Origin of the sequence: Vibrio sp. 10N.261.52.C2, from assembly GCF_041471425.1 — a bacterium.
In the GTDB taxonomy this organism is placed as follows: Bacteria; Pseudomonadota; Gammaproteobacteria; order Enterobacterales; family Vibrionaceae; genus Vibrio; species Vibrio crassostreae_C.
This window is the reverse complement of sequence record NZ_JBFROH010000061.1, coordinates 1-15,747: the sequence shown is the minus strand read 5'-3', so window position 1 is coordinate 15,747 and position 15,747 is coordinate 1. Positions and strand designations below refer to the sequence as shown.

At 42.6% G+C, this 15,747-nt stretch carries 17 protein-coding genes and 1 riboswitch; of the genes, 8 read left to right on the top strand and 9 right to left on the bottom strand.

Features of this window, described 5'->3' with window-relative positions; translation table 11 throughout:
• Positions 1–74: 74 nt before the first annotated feature.
• Positions 75–731, bottom strand: a complete 657-nt coding sequence (ribB, locus tag AB4307_RS20190; protein ID WP_372133213.1) for a 3,4-dihydroxy-2-butanone-4-phosphate synthase — start codon at positions 729–731, stop codon at positions 75–77.
• 347 nt (positions 732–1,078) lie between these two features.
• A riboswitch (FMN riboswitch) is annotated at positions 1,079–1,229 on the bottom strand.
• A 387-nt stretch (positions 1,230–1,616) separates the two neighbouring features.
• On the opposite strand from ribB, the gene AB4307_RS20185 reads away from it, so the two are divergent.
• Positions 1,617–2,363, top strand: a complete 747-nt coding sequence (locus AB4307_RS20185; protein WP_017064917.1) for a phosphatase PAP2 family protein — start codon at positions 1,617–1,619, stop codon at positions 2,361–2,363.
• Positions 2,364–2,416: 53 nt separating this feature from the next.
• Here AB4307_RS20185 and AB4307_RS20180 read toward each other — a convergent pair whose 3' ends face one another.
• The 3 genes from AB4307_RS20180 to AB4307_RS20170 all read right to left on the bottom strand — a co-directional run bounded on the left by AB4307_RS20180 (position 2,417) and on the right by AB4307_RS20170 (position 5,016).
• Complete coding sequence (locus AB4307_RS20180) at positions 2,417–2,779, bottom strand: MmcQ/YjbR family DNA-binding protein (protein ID WP_017631586.1); 363 nt, start codon at positions 2,777–2,779, stop codon at positions 2,417–2,419.
• A gap of 78 nt (positions 2,780–2,857) precedes the next feature.
• The gene (locus AB4307_RS20175) at positions 2,858–3,583 is read right to left on the bottom strand and encodes a sulfite exporter TauE/SafE family protein (RefSeq protein WP_170962367.1); all 726 of its coding nucleotides are present in this window, start codon (positions 3,581–3,583) and stop codon (positions 2,858–2,860) included.
• Positions 3,584–3,804: 221 nt separating this feature from the next.
• A complete protein-coding gene (locus tag AB4307_RS20170; protein WP_017061697.1) occupies positions 3,805–5,016 on the bottom strand; it encodes an MFS transporter in 1,212 nt (403 codons plus the stop codon).
• A gap of 29 nt (positions 5,017–5,045) precedes the next feature.
• Here AB4307_RS20170 and AB4307_RS20165 point away from each other — a divergent pair, with 29 nt between their 5' ends.
• Together AB4307_RS20165 and AB4307_RS20160 are read left to right on the top strand one after the other, a co-directional pair.
• Entirely contained in the window at positions 5,046–5,195 is a 150-nt protein-coding gene (locus tag AB4307_RS20165) for a hypothetical protein (RefSeq protein ID WP_017061698.1), read from the top strand.
• 460 nt (positions 5,196–5,655) lie between these two features.
• The gene (locus AB4307_RS20160; RefSeq protein WP_017065874.1) at positions 5,656–6,270 is read left to right on the top strand and encodes a DUF6198 family protein; all 615 of its coding nucleotides are present in this window, start codon (positions 5,656–5,658) and stop codon (positions 6,268–6,270) included.
• Between the two features lie 120 nt (positions 6,271–6,390).
• Here AB4307_RS20160 and sigZ read toward each other — a convergent pair whose 3' ends face one another.
• Positions 6,391–6,990, bottom strand: a complete 600-nt coding sequence (gene sigZ / locus AB4307_RS20155; RefSeq protein ID WP_372133210.1) for an RNA polymerase sigma factor SigZ — start codon at positions 6,988–6,990, stop codon at positions 6,391–6,393.
• Positions 6,974–7,270 (bottom strand): ArsR/SmtB family transcription factor, encoded by a 297-nt coding sequence (locus AB4307_RS20150; protein WP_004733042.1) that lies wholly within the window; start codon positions 7,268–7,270, stop codon positions 6,974–6,976. Before AB4307_RS20150 ends, sigZ begins: the two co-directional genes overlap by 17 nt.
• 233 nt (positions 7,271–7,503) lie before the next feature.
• Here AB4307_RS20150 and AB4307_RS20145 point away from each other — a divergent pair, with 233 nt between their 5' ends.
• Positions 7,504–8,604 carry a permease gene (locus AB4307_RS20145; RefSeq protein WP_017061701.1) on the top strand — a complete coding sequence of 367 codons (1,101 nt, stop codon included), beginning with the start codon at positions 7,504–7,506 and terminating at the stop codon, positions 8,602–8,604.
• Between the two features lie 126 nt (positions 8,605–8,730).
• Here the strand turns inward: AB4307_RS20145 and AB4307_RS20140 are convergent, their stop codons facing one another.
• Positions 8,731–8,862, bottom strand: coding sequence for a hypothetical protein (locus tag AB4307_RS20140; RefSeq protein WP_372133207.1), 132 nt, complete (start codon positions 8,860–8,862; stop codon positions 8,731–8,733).
• 43 nt (positions 8,863–8,905) lie between these two features.
• Positions 8,906–9,919 (bottom strand): hypothetical protein, encoded by a 1,014-nt coding sequence (locus AB4307_RS20135; protein ID WP_372133204.1) that lies wholly within the window; start codon positions 9,917–9,919, stop codon positions 8,906–8,908.
• Positions 9,920–10,283: 364 nt separating this feature from the next.
• On the opposite strand from AB4307_RS20135, the gene AB4307_RS20130 reads away from it, so the two are divergent.
• Genes AB4307_RS20130 through AB4307_RS20120 form a run of 3 tightly spaced genes read left to right on the top strand, consistent with a single transcriptional unit; the run spans position 10,284 to position 13,982 of the window.
• Positions 10,284–11,639 (top strand): TackOD1 domain-containing metal-binding protein, encoded by a 1,356-nt coding sequence (locus tag AB4307_RS20130; RefSeq protein WP_372133201.1) that lies wholly within the window; start codon positions 10,284–10,286, stop codon positions 11,637–11,639.
• The gene (locus tag AB4307_RS20125; RefSeq protein ID WP_372133198.1) at positions 11,626–12,942 is read left to right on the top strand and encodes a glycosyltransferase family 2 protein; all 1,317 of its coding nucleotides are present in this window, start codon (positions 11,626–11,628) and stop codon (positions 12,940–12,942) included. Before AB4307_RS20130 ends, AB4307_RS20125 begins: the two co-directional genes overlap by 14 nt.
• Positions 12,909–13,982: an HlyD family secretion protein gene (locus AB4307_RS20120; protein WP_372133195.1), complete on the top strand. Its 1,074-nt coding sequence runs from the start codon at positions 12,909–12,911 to the stop codon at positions 13,980–13,982. The genes AB4307_RS20125 and AB4307_RS20120 overlap by 34 nt, the downstream gene beginning before the upstream one ends.
• A gap of 74 nt (positions 13,983–14,056) precedes the next feature.
• Here AB4307_RS20120 and trmY read toward each other — a convergent pair whose 3' ends face one another.
• A complete protein-coding gene (gene trmY / locus AB4307_RS20115; protein WP_151418100.1) occupies positions 14,057–14,656 on the bottom strand; it encodes a tRNA (pseudouridine(54)-N(1))-methyltransferase TrmY in 600 nt (199 codons plus the stop codon).
• Positions 14,657–14,912: 256 nt separating this feature from the next.
• Here trmY and AB4307_RS20110 point away from each other — a divergent pair, with 256 nt between their 5' ends.
• Entirely contained in the window at positions 14,913–15,437 is a 525-nt protein-coding gene (locus tag AB4307_RS20110; RefSeq protein WP_017070390.1) for a DUF3087 family protein, read from the top strand.
• Positions 15,438–15,747: the final 310 nt, after the last annotated feature.

Below are 15,747 nucleotides of genomic sequence, written 5' to 3'. Positions count from 1 at the left end.
CATTAAAGAATTAGGCCTTTCAATATTTATTAGCGATCCAATTATCGCCAGCGCTGGACACTGACGATTAAGCGTTATGCAAGCTTAAGGTCGAACTCAGTACGGTACATAACCATATCTTCAATGGTCAGAACTGGCATGTTGTGCATTTTACCGAAAGCAACGATCTCTGGCGCTTTTGCCATCGTGCCATCTGGGTTTGTTACTTCACACAGTACACCGGCAGATTGAAGACCAGCCATTTGCATAAGATCCACTGTGCCTTCTGTGTGGCCGCGACGAGTAAGTACACCACCTTTACGAGCACGCAATGGGAATACGTGGCCAGGGCGAGCAAGGTCAGTAGGCTTAGCTGTTGGATTTGCAGCTGTCTTGATCGTTGTTACACGGTCAGCGGCAGAAACACCTGTTGTTACGCCAACTTTCGCTTCGATAGTTACGGTAAACGCAGTTTGGTTTGCGCTGTTGTTATCAACAACCATAGGTGGAAGTTCAAGTTGGTTCGCTTGCTCGTCAGTTAGACACAGGCACACAATGCCGCTGCATTCGCGGATCATAAGCGCCATTTGAGCATTCGTCAGGTGTTCTACTGAGTAGATGATGTCGCCTTCGTTCTCACGATCTTCATCGTCAAGTAGAAGTACGCCACGACCTTCGCGTAGAGCTTGCAGTGCGTTTTCAACGCGAGTGATTGGTTCGCCAAATTCGGCAAGTAGTGAAGACTGATTCATGGTTAAACTCCTAAAATATCACCAGAATCAGGGCTGTATGAGGGATCTCAACCGAGCACAACAAAGCCTACTCATTACAAGTAACTTGTACCAATCGTAGTAAACAACTGGTCATTCTAGCTGGTTAAAACCCTTGATAACGGCGTTAGAATTTTTGACTGTAGAATAACTACTTATCGAAAAATTTTGCCTTGTTCTCAAGCGTTTTTCCTGCGCTATCTCTGATCATTTATTTACTGTGATTGGTATTAGCTCATTATGGTTTTATCCAAAACGAAATGCACCCGTCTAAGTTGGAAGCATGAACCCAATAAATGGGCGCGCCTTTCCAACTTAAACGAGTGTGTTTTCATTCTCTCTCATCCGGACTATAACCGTCGGCTCTGGCATCTCACCAGATCTGCTGACCTCGACGAATCGAGCGCTCGCGGGCTTATCTTTAGATTTTGCTAAGGACATACCGCCGGTGGGGAATTTCGCCCCGCCCTGAGAATAAAAATTAATAATCTGTTTTGCTTTTGAAAGCAGACCAGATGGTAATCCTTTCAATAGTGGATTTAAAGGACTGACAGCAAAGTTTTTAAGATTCTGGCCTTATAATCCGGTAAGTGTTCACTTTATCAGCAGAACGCGTCCGGTAGTCTACTTAGTGGGATGATGCCTTTGTCTCGTCTGGTTTCAGTGGTTTTTGCTATCTCTATGAACATAAATGGATGTTGAACATTATTGGTGCTGGCGTGGCTGTTCACCGAATCAATACTCAAGAGGTCCATTAATCGAATATTGTTACACCATGACGGCTGACTGACCGTTTTGACATAAAATTGATATTGACGATGCTAAGCTGCGATAGCATCCGACCACTTTATCTAAAAGATCTTAGCCATGACTTCTCTGTTCTCTAACAAATCCAAAGGCTTATTACTGCTCGTTCTAAGTTTGTATTCCCTCATACCCTTTTTGATCTTTGGATCTGACTTCGACCTTGGAAGTGCTGTTTTGCCTTTCTATGGAGCCTTCATAACGTTTGTGACTTACTCTGCGGGCAATCAAGGATTCTTGGTAACGCTAGCGATTTTGTCTTTAGTATTGTTCACGATGAAGTTTTCCAAAGCTAAGTTAGTCAGTCTTTGTCTGCAGCTCGGCTTGTTGTTGGTGCTTAGCTTTGCAGCGAAAACCTTCTTAAAGCATTCCACTGAGAGCCCTCGTCCTTATTCTGAGTATTTGGTGACGCAGGAAGTGGTTGATATGCCGGAAGTGTTTTACGAATTACCATTGGTTGAAAAGAATGCTGCGATTGAGTCTGTACAAGATAAGGTGAGCGAGTGGCGAACGCGTCACTGGCTGGGTGAAACGGACTACTCTTTCCCATCTGGACATATGATCTTTGTCGGTGTGTGTTTGGCGTTCTTTGGTGGTCTTCTCCTAGAGGCGAAACGCTTTTATCTAGTCGGCGGTTTACTGGTTTGGGCTGGTGGTGTCGCCTATAGCCGTGTTTGGCTTGGCATGCATCGACCAGAAGACTTAGCCGGATCTATTGCCTTTGCGGGTTTGATCTATTTATTGGTGCCGCTTATCTCAGAGCAAAAAATAGAACGCTATTTACCTGCATTTTTGAAACAGACTTCTTAGGGAGCCTTCCTCACTGTAAAAGAAGGGCTCAGACTAGCAGTACGTAATAAACGTTATTGATTGAGCCCTAGCTCTGCTTGTTTCTTTTTGGTTAGACCTAAGGACACAATTCGGTGTGACTCAGTGAGGTAGTATCTCAGCTCCTCATCCCTTTCTGGCGTGCTTTCAAACAGCTGAATCCATTTCATACCACGCGAAGCAAAGTAGGGAGCAGGTTTATAACCGGGTTCCTCTTTCAGAAAATCGAAGTTCTGATCAGATGCCTTGAAGATAAACGCAGGCTCATCTTTCGGTCCCCAACCACCAATCGCAAACACCTTGCCACCCACTTTCCAAACGTGCGAGTTATTCCACTGCATCACATAACTGGTTGCAGGCAGTGACTCGCAGAATGCGTTGAATTCGTCGTAAGTCATAGAGCGTCCTTTTATCTACTGGGTGTTTGTGTTGGTTTTCTAAGATGTCTTTCTTCTTCTTGTCTTTATCGCCAATAACTAGCCAGCTAAACCCTGCCAGATTGCCGTAAAGCCACTGAGAGAACATAGCAGTAATGAACCAATGCGTATCTTCTCTTTAGGGATGCTTTGTGTCGTCATTAACGCCACTTTGTAACCCAACCAAGCAGCAGGCAGCAAAGGTATAGTGATGATCAAGTGGTGTAGCGTGAAGAAGCCAATTGGGATCTGTACAACCAACGAAATGATCGAACTAAACACGAAAAACGCAGAAAGGTTACCACGAAGCTGATTGGCATCTTGGTGTTGGAGTAGCAGTGCCATCGGTGGACCACCAATACCAGAACTGGTGCCAAAGAACCCAGAGAAGAACCCCGCAATACCCATCTTAGTTGGGGTTGGTTCGAGTCTAAAGGGCAGTAGGCTAACAATCACGGCAAATACTACCAATAAGCCCAACCATAGTGATAACACGCTCGTTGAAACCATCACCAACAAAGCACCACCTGCCAGTGACCCAGGAATACGGCCCAGCAATGCGATTTTTAATCCGCCAATAGAGATATTTGCTCTATGTTTAAAAGCGTTGAATAACGAGATAAACAGACCGATCAAACAGATAGGCGCAGGCACATAATCTGGAGAGACCAAAAACAGCAGTGGGGCTGCAACAATGGCCAAACCAAAGCCGATTGCGGTTTGCACAAACGAGCCGACAAAAATGAGTGTCATTGCGATAAGGACAGTCTGATCTATGTATTCCATAAGCCTGCGGATTAGTTTTAAAGGAGCGGGTGGATACTATAAATGAAAACTAAAATAATAGTCTTATTATTCAGTGAGCTTTATGCCAGTTTCGCTAGTTATAATTTCTACTATAACGACCAACAAAAAAGCGAGTGAGTATCTCAGGATGCTTCCTTTCAATACTCACTCGCTTTATTGGAACGACTTGTTTACGCTAGTGGGGGAGTCAGCATAAAACGTTAAGCCATTGCCAATTTCAGTCGCTCAATGGGCTTGTCATTGATTGGTAAATGGATAAGTGCTGCTGCAAATGCCAGCACCACCGTTGACCACCAGATTGGCTCGTAAGAACCGTAGTAATCGTAAATACGACCACCAACCCAAGCGCCTAAGAAGCTACCCACTTGGTGAGTAAAGAACACCAAGCCGTACAACGTTGATAGGTAACGGGCACCGAAGATCTGACGAACTAAACCAGACGTTAGCGGAACTGTACCCAACCAACAGAATCCAATGGCCGCACCGAAGATAGCCGCGGTTGATTCAGTCACAGGCAGAGTCACAAACGCACCGATAACCACAGTACGCACTAAGTACAGTGCAGACATAACGTGGCGTTTGCTGAACTTGTCGCCCATTACACCCCAGAAGTAAGACCCAAAGATGTTGAAGATGCCAACGTAAGCCAGTGCCATCGCAGCGCTGCTCGCGGGTAGGTCTTTATCTGCTAAATAGCTCGGTAAGTGCGTTGCGATAAACATTACGTGGAAACCGCACACGAAGAAGCCCGCGTGAATCAACCAGTAACCTTTGTGAGCAAACGCTTCAGACAACGCTTCTTTGAGTGTTTGGTTCTCTTCAGCTTGCGCTTGTTTGTTTGAGGCTGCTTTAGGCGCTCGCATGAACAGCGCAAAAGAGATCATCAAACAACACAGTACGCCAAACACTTGCATCGCACTCTGCCAGTCAAATTCATTCAGCATGTATTGTGCGCCCGGAATTACCGCGAACATACCAAATGAACCTGCAGCCGTGGTTAAGCCAAACGCCTTAGCCGCGTGCTCTGCTGGTACAACTTTCGCTACTGCGCCAAGCACGATCACGTAACTTGTCGCACTCAAGCCAAGACCAACCAGTGCGCCTAACGAAACGTAAAGCATGCTCGATTCGGTAGAAATTGAGGTAAGAAGTAAACCCAAACCGTAAGCACATGCGCCAGCAATAATGATGCGTCTTGCTCCCCATTTGTCAGCGGCCATACCAACAAAAGGTTGGAACACACCGAACAATAAGTTTTGTAGAGCAATAGAGAAGCTGAAAAACTCTCGACCCGTGCCGAAATGCTCTGAAATTGGCATCATGAAAATGCCGAATGATTGTCTGATCCCTAGACTGATAATAAGTGTGCCTATCCCTAGCCATACCAGTAAAGGAAAACGGAAAATGCTCATTCTAATACTCTTAAATTAATGGTGGTGATGTGAGTGGTCTTGCGCTGACATGTGTTGGTCAGTCATCTCATGGTGATGTTCGTGCCCAGAATGATCATGCCCTGACTGCTGGTGGCAACCACTGCTTACGGCATGCTGAGCCAAGAGATCAATCAATGGCTGACTGTGATGCACAATAACCAAACTAATGACGAGGAATAACGTCATTCTGGCAAGTTGGGCAAAAAGAGATTGTGAAAACATACGGTGTTGACATGCGCTCAATGTTGTAAGAAGTCGCGCATCATAGTGATGAGTCGGGTATGTATCAAATGACCATTTGTGATGTAGTCTATGCGTTTTATGCATAGATTGTCGCTTGATTGGAATTGGTATAAAACGCGCTCAATAAATAAGAAAACTTGAAGCTCGTTAGTTAATAGAAACAAGTATCTAATTAAGAATGAAAGTCTAAATTAAGGCTTATAACTAGCTGTTTAATTTAAAGTTTCACAAAGCTGTAAAAACTAATATACAAACTAATCACTAAGCAACATTGCTCGTTCACTCGACTTATCTGTCAAACATCGTAAATTTGGGCATAAATCGTTTCAAGACTACTGAAACGCGATGTTAAAAGATTCAGGGAGAGTCATTCACATGGATAAAGATCATAATCTTCGCGAAAACTTACTGGCACTGATCTTAGGTAGCGCATTGGTTTCACTCGGCGTTATCTTTTTCAACCAAGTCGGTTTGCTCACCGGGGGCACGGCTGGTCTAGCGATCTTCATTACCAAAGTAACAGATTTGAGCTTTGGCCAAGTATTCTTCGCACTTAACTTACCTTTCTATATTTTGTCGGTTGCTCGTATGGGCTGGCGCTTCACAATCAATACGTTTATAGCGGTTTCGATTGTTTCGTTCGCCGTGGATCACTTGTATCACGTGATTCAAATTGCCGAAATTCATGCATTGTATGCAGCTTTACTTGGTGGTGGCTTGATTGGTACCGGCATGCTGGTGATTTTCCGTCACAAGATGAGCTTAGGTGGCTTCAACATTCTGGCGTTGTTCTTACAAGAACGTTTTGGAATTCGAGCAGGTAAGGTTCAGATGGCATTAGACTGCACGATTGTTGTGCTTTCTCTGTTCATTGTTGATGTGTCATTGGTTCTTCTGTCTGTGCTTGGTGCGATAGTCACCAACTTGATTCTAGCAATGAATCATAAACCGGGGCGCTATCAACCTGTGGTAAAAGCGGAAGCAGCATAGTTCGGTTCGCTCAAGCTCTAGATTTGCTTAAGTAAAGAGTGATTTGCAGATTATGAAAACAACAAAGCCAGCATTAATTGCTGGCTTTGTTCTATTGAAATAACGGATTCGATGTAACGATTAACACTTGCCGCAGCTGGCGTTCGGCTTAAGCTCGCAATCAATCACATTGCCTTGTTGATCAAGTGACAGGTTACAGCACTCTTCAAACAGGTTCTTAAGATCCCAACGACTTTTCTGAACGCGAGACTTAACCGTTGAGTAGCTGACGTTTTGCGCCTCTGCGATCTCTTTTTGGCTTTGGCCTTTGATGTCGACAGCAAGCAGTAACGATGAGCTTTGTTCTGGCAGTACCTGAATAAAAGGTTCAATACACAATGAAAGTTTCTGCTTAAATTCAGAGTCGTGGTCTAAATCGGTAAACCACAGATCTTCAGCATCAATTTGGCTATCACGTTGTTGGCGTGCATGCTTACGGTAGAAGTCGATAATGGTGTTGTTGGCTAACTGGAACAGCCAAGCCTTAACACTGCTAGCATCTTGTACCTTATCTAAGTTCTGATAGGTCTTAATCAAGATATCTTGAAGCAAGTCGTCTACATCCGCAGAGTTGTTGACCTTGGAATACAGGAATGACTTTAACGCTTGCTGATATTCAGCCCAAACCTGTTCTAAGTCCAAAGATGCCCTATTCAAAGGTGCCTTAGTTGCACTGTTCATTTACGCAACACTCGTCTTGTAAGAAATCAATCACGCCTTCTAGACATTCATACTCCGCCACGCAGAATAACGTTCTTCCTTCTCGTCTTTGGCTGATTAAACCCGCAGACGCCAAGCTTGATATGTGGTGAGACAAGGTAGAACCGGGAATGCCTAGCTCTTCTTGTAGGCCGCCAACTGCAATGCCTTGGTAGCCAGCTTTAACGACACTCTTATAAATGGTTAGGCGAATAGGGTGCCCCAACTCTTTAAGTGCTTTCGCAACGACTTCTAAGTTCATATTAACTCCTCAAGATTTAATTTCGATGTTAGTCGAAATGTATGTCGAATTCAAATTTAAAAACGGTGTCTGTGTAAGTTATTGAAAAACTGTGTTTTCGAAAATCATTTCGATTTTTATCGAAATAATGCTTGTTCTGGAGCTGTTTATTTCTATAATTCGAGAATATTCGAAATTAAGGGTTGGTTACTTTTCTCATAGAGCCCGACCTTCAATCCAGTTTGGAGTTAATTATGAGCAATGAAATGTTAACAATGCTGAAAGACGCACTTGATATGTTCGCTTTCTTAGCAGTAGAGCTAATTATCTTTTTCTTAGCGATCAGCTACATTGTTGGGATTCTTCAAGAGTTCCTTACACCAGAAAAGATTCAATCTATCCTGAGCTCACGTAATGGTAAGGGTTATGTAGTAGCAGCACTACTGGGTGCAATTACACCTTTCTGTTCATGTTCGACCATTCCTTTCTTAAAAGGATTGCTGCGTGCAAGAGCGGGTTTCGGTCCAATGATGGTGTTCCTATTTGGTAGCCCACTATTGAACCCAGTGATCATTGGTTTGTTTGTGATTACCTTCGGTTGGCAAGTTGCTGTGTTCTACTTCCTTGTAGCAATGACGGTGTCTGTAGTGGCTGGTTACGCACTTGAGAAGCTTGGCTTTGAGCGTTACGTAAAACCTGAAGCGTATGAATCAACAGGTTCAGCTTCAAGCTGTGGCACTAGCTGTGGTGATTCTGCTCCTAAGAAAGCAGCACCGGTTAAAGCAGAATCTTCATGTGGTACAAGTGCATGTGGCGAACCTGCACCCGTAATGGCGAAAGAGACATCTTGCTGCGATTCTAAAAAAGAAGAGCCACAAGTAACGGTTTCATGCTGTTCAGCGGATGGAAGCGCAACAGCTGAAATCGTAGAGAAGAAAGAACCTAGTCGTTGGATGAGAATTTGGTTCTCAACTTGGAAAGACTTCAAACAAGTTTTCCCTTACCTAATGATGGGTATCGCGATTGGTTCATTCATCTACGGCTTCATTCCTACAGACCTAATTGCACAGTACGCTGGTGAAGGTATGTGGTATGCGATTCCAGTAGCTGCCGTGATTGGTATTCCACTGTACATTCGTGCTGAAGCGGTAATCCCATTAAGTGCAGCTCTAGTACAGAAAGGTATGGCGTTGGGTTCAGTAATGGCATTGATCATTGGTAGTGCAGGTGCAAGTTTGACGGAAGTTATCCTGCTTAAATCAATCTTCAAGAACCAAATGATTGCAGCATTCCTATTCGTTATCCTAAGCATGGCGATGGGTGCAGGCTTCCTATACAGCTTCATCTTTGGTTAATCAGGTCTGATTTCGAGATAACACCATTGATACAAAGAGATAGATAATAAAAAAGAGCTCACATAGTTGAGCTCTTTTTTTGCTTAGGTTGTCCCGTCCTGAAATGTGTTTAACAAAGCATGATTATCAGACTGCGTTTGGCAGCGCAGCCGAAGTACCGTATGCAGCGAAAGCATTAGTGGCTAACACATCACAGTGATGACGATTAATGGCATCGCCGTAATTGTTAGTGATTCCGGGGAACTGAAAGCGATACATTGGAATCCCGTAGCGACGCTCTCTCTGCTGACCGATTCGATCTTTACTTGTCCATAACAGTCGGTTCTTTGCCGTGCATCTTATTGAAGTGATCTTCATTACTACGCATTTGCTCGTATAGCTCGATGATGCGCTGCCTAGAAAAGTTCAATGTCGTACTTGGTTTAAGCTGCGTGCCCCAACCGGTTAATACCTTTTCCATGAAATCTCTTGTCACCAGTTCTGGGCCGGTAAGTAATCCCGCGCCTTTGCTTCCGCCGGAACTATTCGCATTCCCTACCAAAGTACCGTGTCGGCCTGGCATGTCGGTTGTGTAATATTTAGTGGAAGGGGACAAGCGTGGCATTCTCGCTTTGAAAGCCAATGAGCGTTCGTCTTCAGCAAAAACACATACGATCTGTTTGACGTTTTTGCCCAGTAATTTGTAATCCTTGAATGCGTTCATCCCACCAGGAACGGGGTCACACGCAAAGATGTTGACGGGAATATGGCTAAGCTTGGGATCTTTGAGCATTCGGTTCGCCAATTCAAAGCAACTCACACCACCACGGCTCCAACCTACGATGTTAATTTGGCTAATGGGCTTGGTTTGGTGTTCAATCGCTATGTTCTGTTGGCGAGCAGCGATACCTTGTTTTAGATCGGCTGCCAGTGCTTGTGAGTCTTTCAACCAATCCTGATATTTTTGGTTGGTTGCGAAAGGCCAAGCTGATTTTTCTGGGCGAGATTCACTAAGCAGTCCTTTTGCTCTCTTCATGTAGTTATTCTTATCTTGTTGGCTTCCGCGCAAGATATTCAGTACATGACGCATGTTGCTGTCGATGCCTTTGCCTAGCAATGTTCCCTTAACTCCAGAATACGTGTCGTCCTTACCTTGCTTCAACCATTCGTTCTGATTCCCACTGCCAACGCCATCCACTTGAATGTAGTCAATCATGTCTCTGCCCGTTGCATTCTTCGCTAGCGTCGAAATCAATTCGCCAGAAACATAGTTTTTGTGGTTGTTGTCTTCTGAGTTTGAGCCTGTACCACAGAAGAATACGGTTAATACGCTCATCCTTTGCCTTTAACACGATTAATTAAGATTGGAATCAGTATAGAAGTGATATGAGAAATTTATAAGATTGAATGAGTTAGAGAGAGGCATTGCTCCGAAAGTTGATGTAATTAGTCTGAAAAAAGTATCGCTATCCAATTTTTGGAGTGCTGTATATCTATAATTTTAAAATTATCATTAATATATATGTTTCCGTGTTGTTAATGCAATGGTGTCAGTATTTTATATTATTGGTTAATAATTGGACTGTTTTTACATCGATATCTAGTATTTGTATAAGGCCGACCAATCCAATAGCATTCATTAATATTCAGAATGTTACGTTTATTTGACGGTGGAAGTGTCAAAAGTATGGAGTTAATGAATGAGAGATAAATTAAAAATTTACTGTCTTGGGACCCCAATCGTTGATGCGGAAGATCGATTTGATATCGCACAAGTAAGTGATATTGAGCAACTGCCAGAGTTGTTAGGTGGTGTAGTTTTTCTAAACACGGAAGCCAGTGTACAAGATGATTTATTAAGTCAACTTCACCGTTGCAGAAAGTTTTGGTCATGGAAGATTTATGTATTTGAAACTAGCGCATTATCAGTTTGTTTATCTGATGGAGTTTTAAATCAAGATACTATTGAGGAAGAACTGACCCAACATAGTAGAACGTTGAACAGTGTTTCTGAATCGACGGATGCTTTAGACCCTTTAATTGGATGGTTAGGGTTGGAGCAAGATCGACGACTAGTCCCTCATCACTCCCTGACTCTGAAATCGATATATTCTTACCCTTTAGTCGACTTATATTATCCAGAGTTAAGTTCTACATATCGTTTTGTTTTGTCAGAAACCAAGCGTGATACGTTTGAATATGATGAGTTGATCAATCGAATCCGTGTATGTTCTGACTGCGCTAGTGCTCATTTGAATTACATCGAAGTGTGCCCTTCATGTAAAGACATTGATATTACCGAGCGTGTCTCATTACATTGTTTCACCTGTGGTCATGTAGCCGAACAAGGACAATTTAAACGTAACCATAAACTGGAATGCCCTAAATGTTTAACTCAACTTCGTCATATCGGTGTGGATTATGACCGCCCGTTAGAGACTCATTCATGTAACGTTTGTTCTCATTCCTTTTCTGAAGCTGAGACTTTGGCTGTTTGTTTTAGTTGTGACGCCAAGAATGATGTTTCTCAGTTGGTTGTCAGGAAAATCTATTCATTAAAATTAGGTGTGCAGGGCGAGTATATATTCCGTCACGGCGTCAAATTATCTGCTCCACAGCTGACACTACGCGGCAAAGTAGACAGCGGGTATTTTTCAAACCTCCTTGATTGGGTCAATCGTATCGCTATCCGTCATCAAGAAGAGCATCTTCTCCTAGGTCTGCATCTTCCTGATTTAGCTCAATATGTATCTAAGAATGGAGATGCGAAAATGTTTGCTTTGATCGAGCAAATTACTGAGCGCCTTAACGGTTTGTTTAGAGACTCAGATATTTGTTGTCAATACAAAAGTGATGTTCTTTTCGTATTTATGCCTAAAGCTAAGATGGAACATATCAATGTGCTGCGTGAAAAAATAGAAGCCCTTTGTCTACTTATTGAAGACGATGATTTTACATTGAATGTGTTTGCTTGGAGCCTTCCTGACCCCATGGTTAAAGAGGACGTAGGGGCGTGGTTAGAGAGTAAAGTCGGCGAAATTTATGCTGTCGAATAGCCTCAATCTTCAACAATATTTTTGGGGGATGTTACTCGAAAATGCAGAGCTATGGCTCATGCTGTTTCCCATGATGGTTATTGTTGAATTGCCACTTTTTTTACTCGTGTTAACAGGGATATTTCGTTGGTCTTATTCTGAGAGTGATATTGAGATAACAGAATACCCGAGCATATCTTTCGTCATTACTTGTTATGGCGAAGGGGATGCGATTGAAATTACGATAGATACACTAGTTGAGCAACTGTATCCCGGAAAGATTGAAGTGTTAGCGGTAGTTGATGGCGCAGCTCAGAATGAAGATACATATCAAGCTGCGATTCGAGGTGAGCAGAGACATCAATGTGTAAAAAATCGAAATGTTCGAGTTATACCCAAGTGGCAAAGGGGAGGAAGAGTATCAACATTGAATGCTGGTTTAGATAATGCCACCGGCGATTTTGTTATAAATGTTGATGGCGATACTTCTTTTGATAACGATATGGCACTGCAAATGATGAAGCAATTTACTGACAAGAATGTGATTGCTTCGGGTGGTGCGTTGCGTGTAAGAAATTGGCAGGACAACTTACTTACTCGTATGCAGTCTCTAGAATATATGTTGTCTATGCAAGCAGGAAAAACAGGGCTCTCAAATTGGGGAGTGCTAAATAATATTTCTGGAGCCTTTGGTGCATTTAGAAAAAATGTATTAAAACAAGTTGGAGGTTGGGATACGCATACGGCTGAAGACCTCGATTTAACGATGAGGCTTAAGCAATATAAGAAACGCTACCCAAATAATAGATTGGCTTTTGCACCAAGAGCTGTCGGTCATACTGACGTGCCTCATACCTTAAAAGGATTAGTACAGCAAAGGCTTAGATGGGACGGAGATTTATTGTTTCTGTTTTTGAGGAAACACAATGAAGGACTAACCCCCCGTTTACTGGGTTGGGGGAATTTCATCTTCACTCTCGTTTATGGTGTATTGCAAAATGTATTGCTGCCGATTCTAGTTTCAGTGTTCATGTTTTATATATTTTGGGTTCACTCAATTGATTTTGTTGCTGCATTGATGATTCTAATTTATTGCGTGTATTTGTTTACCGTAATTCTATTTTTTACTGTTTACATTGGTTTAGTTTCTGAAAGGGAGAAAGAGGATCTAAGAATGGCTAAATGGCTACCCCTCTATCCTTTTTATCAGTTTTTTATGCGCTTGATTACTGCGTTCTCCATGATTAATGAATTATTTAGAAGAAGTCACGAAGAGTCGAGTATGGCTCCTTGGTGGGTATTGAAAAAAGGCAAAAGGTTTTAGCAATGAAAGTAAAATTTCATCTGGATAAAAAAAACAAACCTCAATCGGATGATGGTGTGAAGGTTGCTTACGGACAAGCAAAAAGAGGGGGCTATCGCTTTCGTTGGTATTTGATCTTGAGCTTGGTAATAAGCCCACTTTTATTCGTGGCTTATTTTTTCTTGAAGACAAATTTTCTCGTGATTGCTCCGGCTATTGTTACGTCTTATCCAGTTACTCTGACTGCTAAGGTTGCAGGCATTGTTGGGCCGATACCCATAGACGACGGCACTCAAGTGGAGCGAGCACAGACTGCAATTCAATTGACGAATTTGGAAATTGAAGCTCAAATTGAGTTTATACATGCGGAGCTGTTAGGGTTAAAAGTCAATTTACCAAGCGATATGGAAGCATTGCACTTAAACGGTATTGCAGAAACGCGTCGGAACCTCAGTAAAGTACAGCAAATTCAAAAGCGTTATGAAGAATATCGTAAAAAAGGACAAGTATCGGATGTGGATTATGCCAGTATTGTTGGAATGGGTAACTCGCTGAACAACCAGTTGAATCAACAAAAGCTTGATTATCAAAGCGCGAAATTGGCTGAAGAGGAGCGGGAGTTAGCTGGACCAGTTAGTCAGGCTAAACGTTCATTGATGAAAGATTTAGCCCTTAAGCGTGTAAGAGAGCAAGAGTTATCGGTAAAGTCTCCCTATGCGGGTCGCGTCGTAGACATACATGTTGTCGAAGGGCAGCGAGTTTTTGAAGGCGATGAGCTAGTGACGATAGCAAAAAATACCGTTCCTCATATCGTGGCTTACCTAGACCCTAAATATTTAGAAGACGCGGTAAAGGGAGCAAATGCGTTGGTAAAGTTTCCTAACGGTAGCTCTTTTGAAGCTGAAGTGTCCGATTCGGTAGAAGTTGTGAGCAAATTACCAAGCCAGTTAGTAAGCCCGTTTGAAGGTCAGCCGGCGTATTTGAAAGTTGTATTGGACTTTATTACAGCACCGCCGGAAGAGTATTGGGTTGAAGGGATGACAGTTGAAGCTCGTTTTTAGTTCGGATGTTAACTGAACAAAGGAGTGAATGGAGCGTGATCGCTCCATTTTTATTTCAACAGCTATGAGTTGAATCAGAAGTCTCTTAGATCAAGCTCATTGTTGATCAACACAACACACTGAGAAGCAAACAGCATGTTCGGGCCTAAGCTGATCTTTTCTGTACCTAAGCGCTTTAAGCTGTTGTAGCTTTTCTTCGGCATTGGGATGTGGTCAGTCAGAAGGAAACATGGGTTTTCCGCAATCTCTGCATCACGGATAAAGTCGCCTTTTTTATCCATCATGTACAGCTGGTGGTCTTCGGCCAGTTCTTTGACCAACTTTTCAAAGCTCATAGTGCGAACGACGATTCCCGGTTCAACCTGACGAGTCTGCTCTTTGGTCATACCTTGAGAAGCATCAACCGCTCTTACTACCGCTGATAACAATGCCGATTCATGAAAGCCACCAATGTTGGTGATCTCATTTGAATCGAAAGTGATCGTACGTGAAAAGTCTTTAGTACTTTCTAATACAAGGTGTACGGTGACATTCTCACGGTGAGATTGAGCAACGAAGATCGTGTTCATCAGAGTATGAGCCAGAATCTCAGTATGAGCATCTTGCCCAACACCTTCTAAGATAAGTTTGCTCTCTGTAGGGGCTGCGCGAGCGCGTAATACAAATGAACGCATGGAATGTACCTTGTCAGTATGTGATAAAGCGAAACGGGCTTTATCAACATGAATTGATGAATAACCAAAATTGTGGCGGTATGTAACTCTTTTCTATTAATGAAGTCAAATGGAGTTGCACTTAGCACCAACCCGCGAACTTTGAGTATTAAATAGAGAATGACCACATTACAAGACGGTAAGGGTTGAAGCGAACCAATGTTTACATAGATAGTATGCGCAAAATTATAAAGTGACTTACATAAGGAAGCTGTCGGTGAAGTTACAGAAGATTAATAAAGAAGAATATAGAAAGAAGATGAACCTGTTGTTGGTGTCATTAGTTGGGTCACTTGCATTGTTTGCCATTGTATTCGGCACCATTCTGATCGAATTGTTTGGCTCGGCGACTTCAATTACTGGTGAATCGACAGGGAACTTTCATTTGAACGTACTTGGGGTGATCTTATCTGTCGCTTTGAATGCGTTTATCGCAAGCCGAGTGAAAGGGCATGAGTATTTCAAAGAAGCGCTTTATGTTTGGAACCTGAAACAAATCCACAATCAAATCTATCGTAAGCTCAAGCGCATTCAGCCAAAAGCGGAACAAGGCGACCGAGACGCGCTGACTATCCTTTACTTCTATTACACTACGCAAAAACAGGTATACGACCTAGACAATAATACGTTGACGATAAAAACGGTTCAGCAGTCGCTAGATAACATCGTAGAGCTGAGTGATAAATGGAGTATTGAACTAGATATAGAGGTATTTTCGAAAGATTTAGTCGCAAAATTTTAAGTGATATGCCTGTAATTGTATTAGCTTTGACCTGTGAAAGACGCTTTTGACGTAAAAGTAGACACTTAAGCAACTTTTTTGAATTTTTATCAAAAAAGGGGTTGCCATGTTTACGATGATCTCTATAATGCCGCCTCACTGACACGGCAGACGCCACAAGGCTTCAGCGGTAATCAGTAAGACGGAAAGTTCGAAACAAATTAATTTTAAAAAGTGTTTGACACTTAAGATTAAATCGCTAGAATTCACGTCCGCTTTCAAGGGTTTCTTTGTAAAAAGAAAGTTTCGATAAGCAAAGCTCTTTAACAAT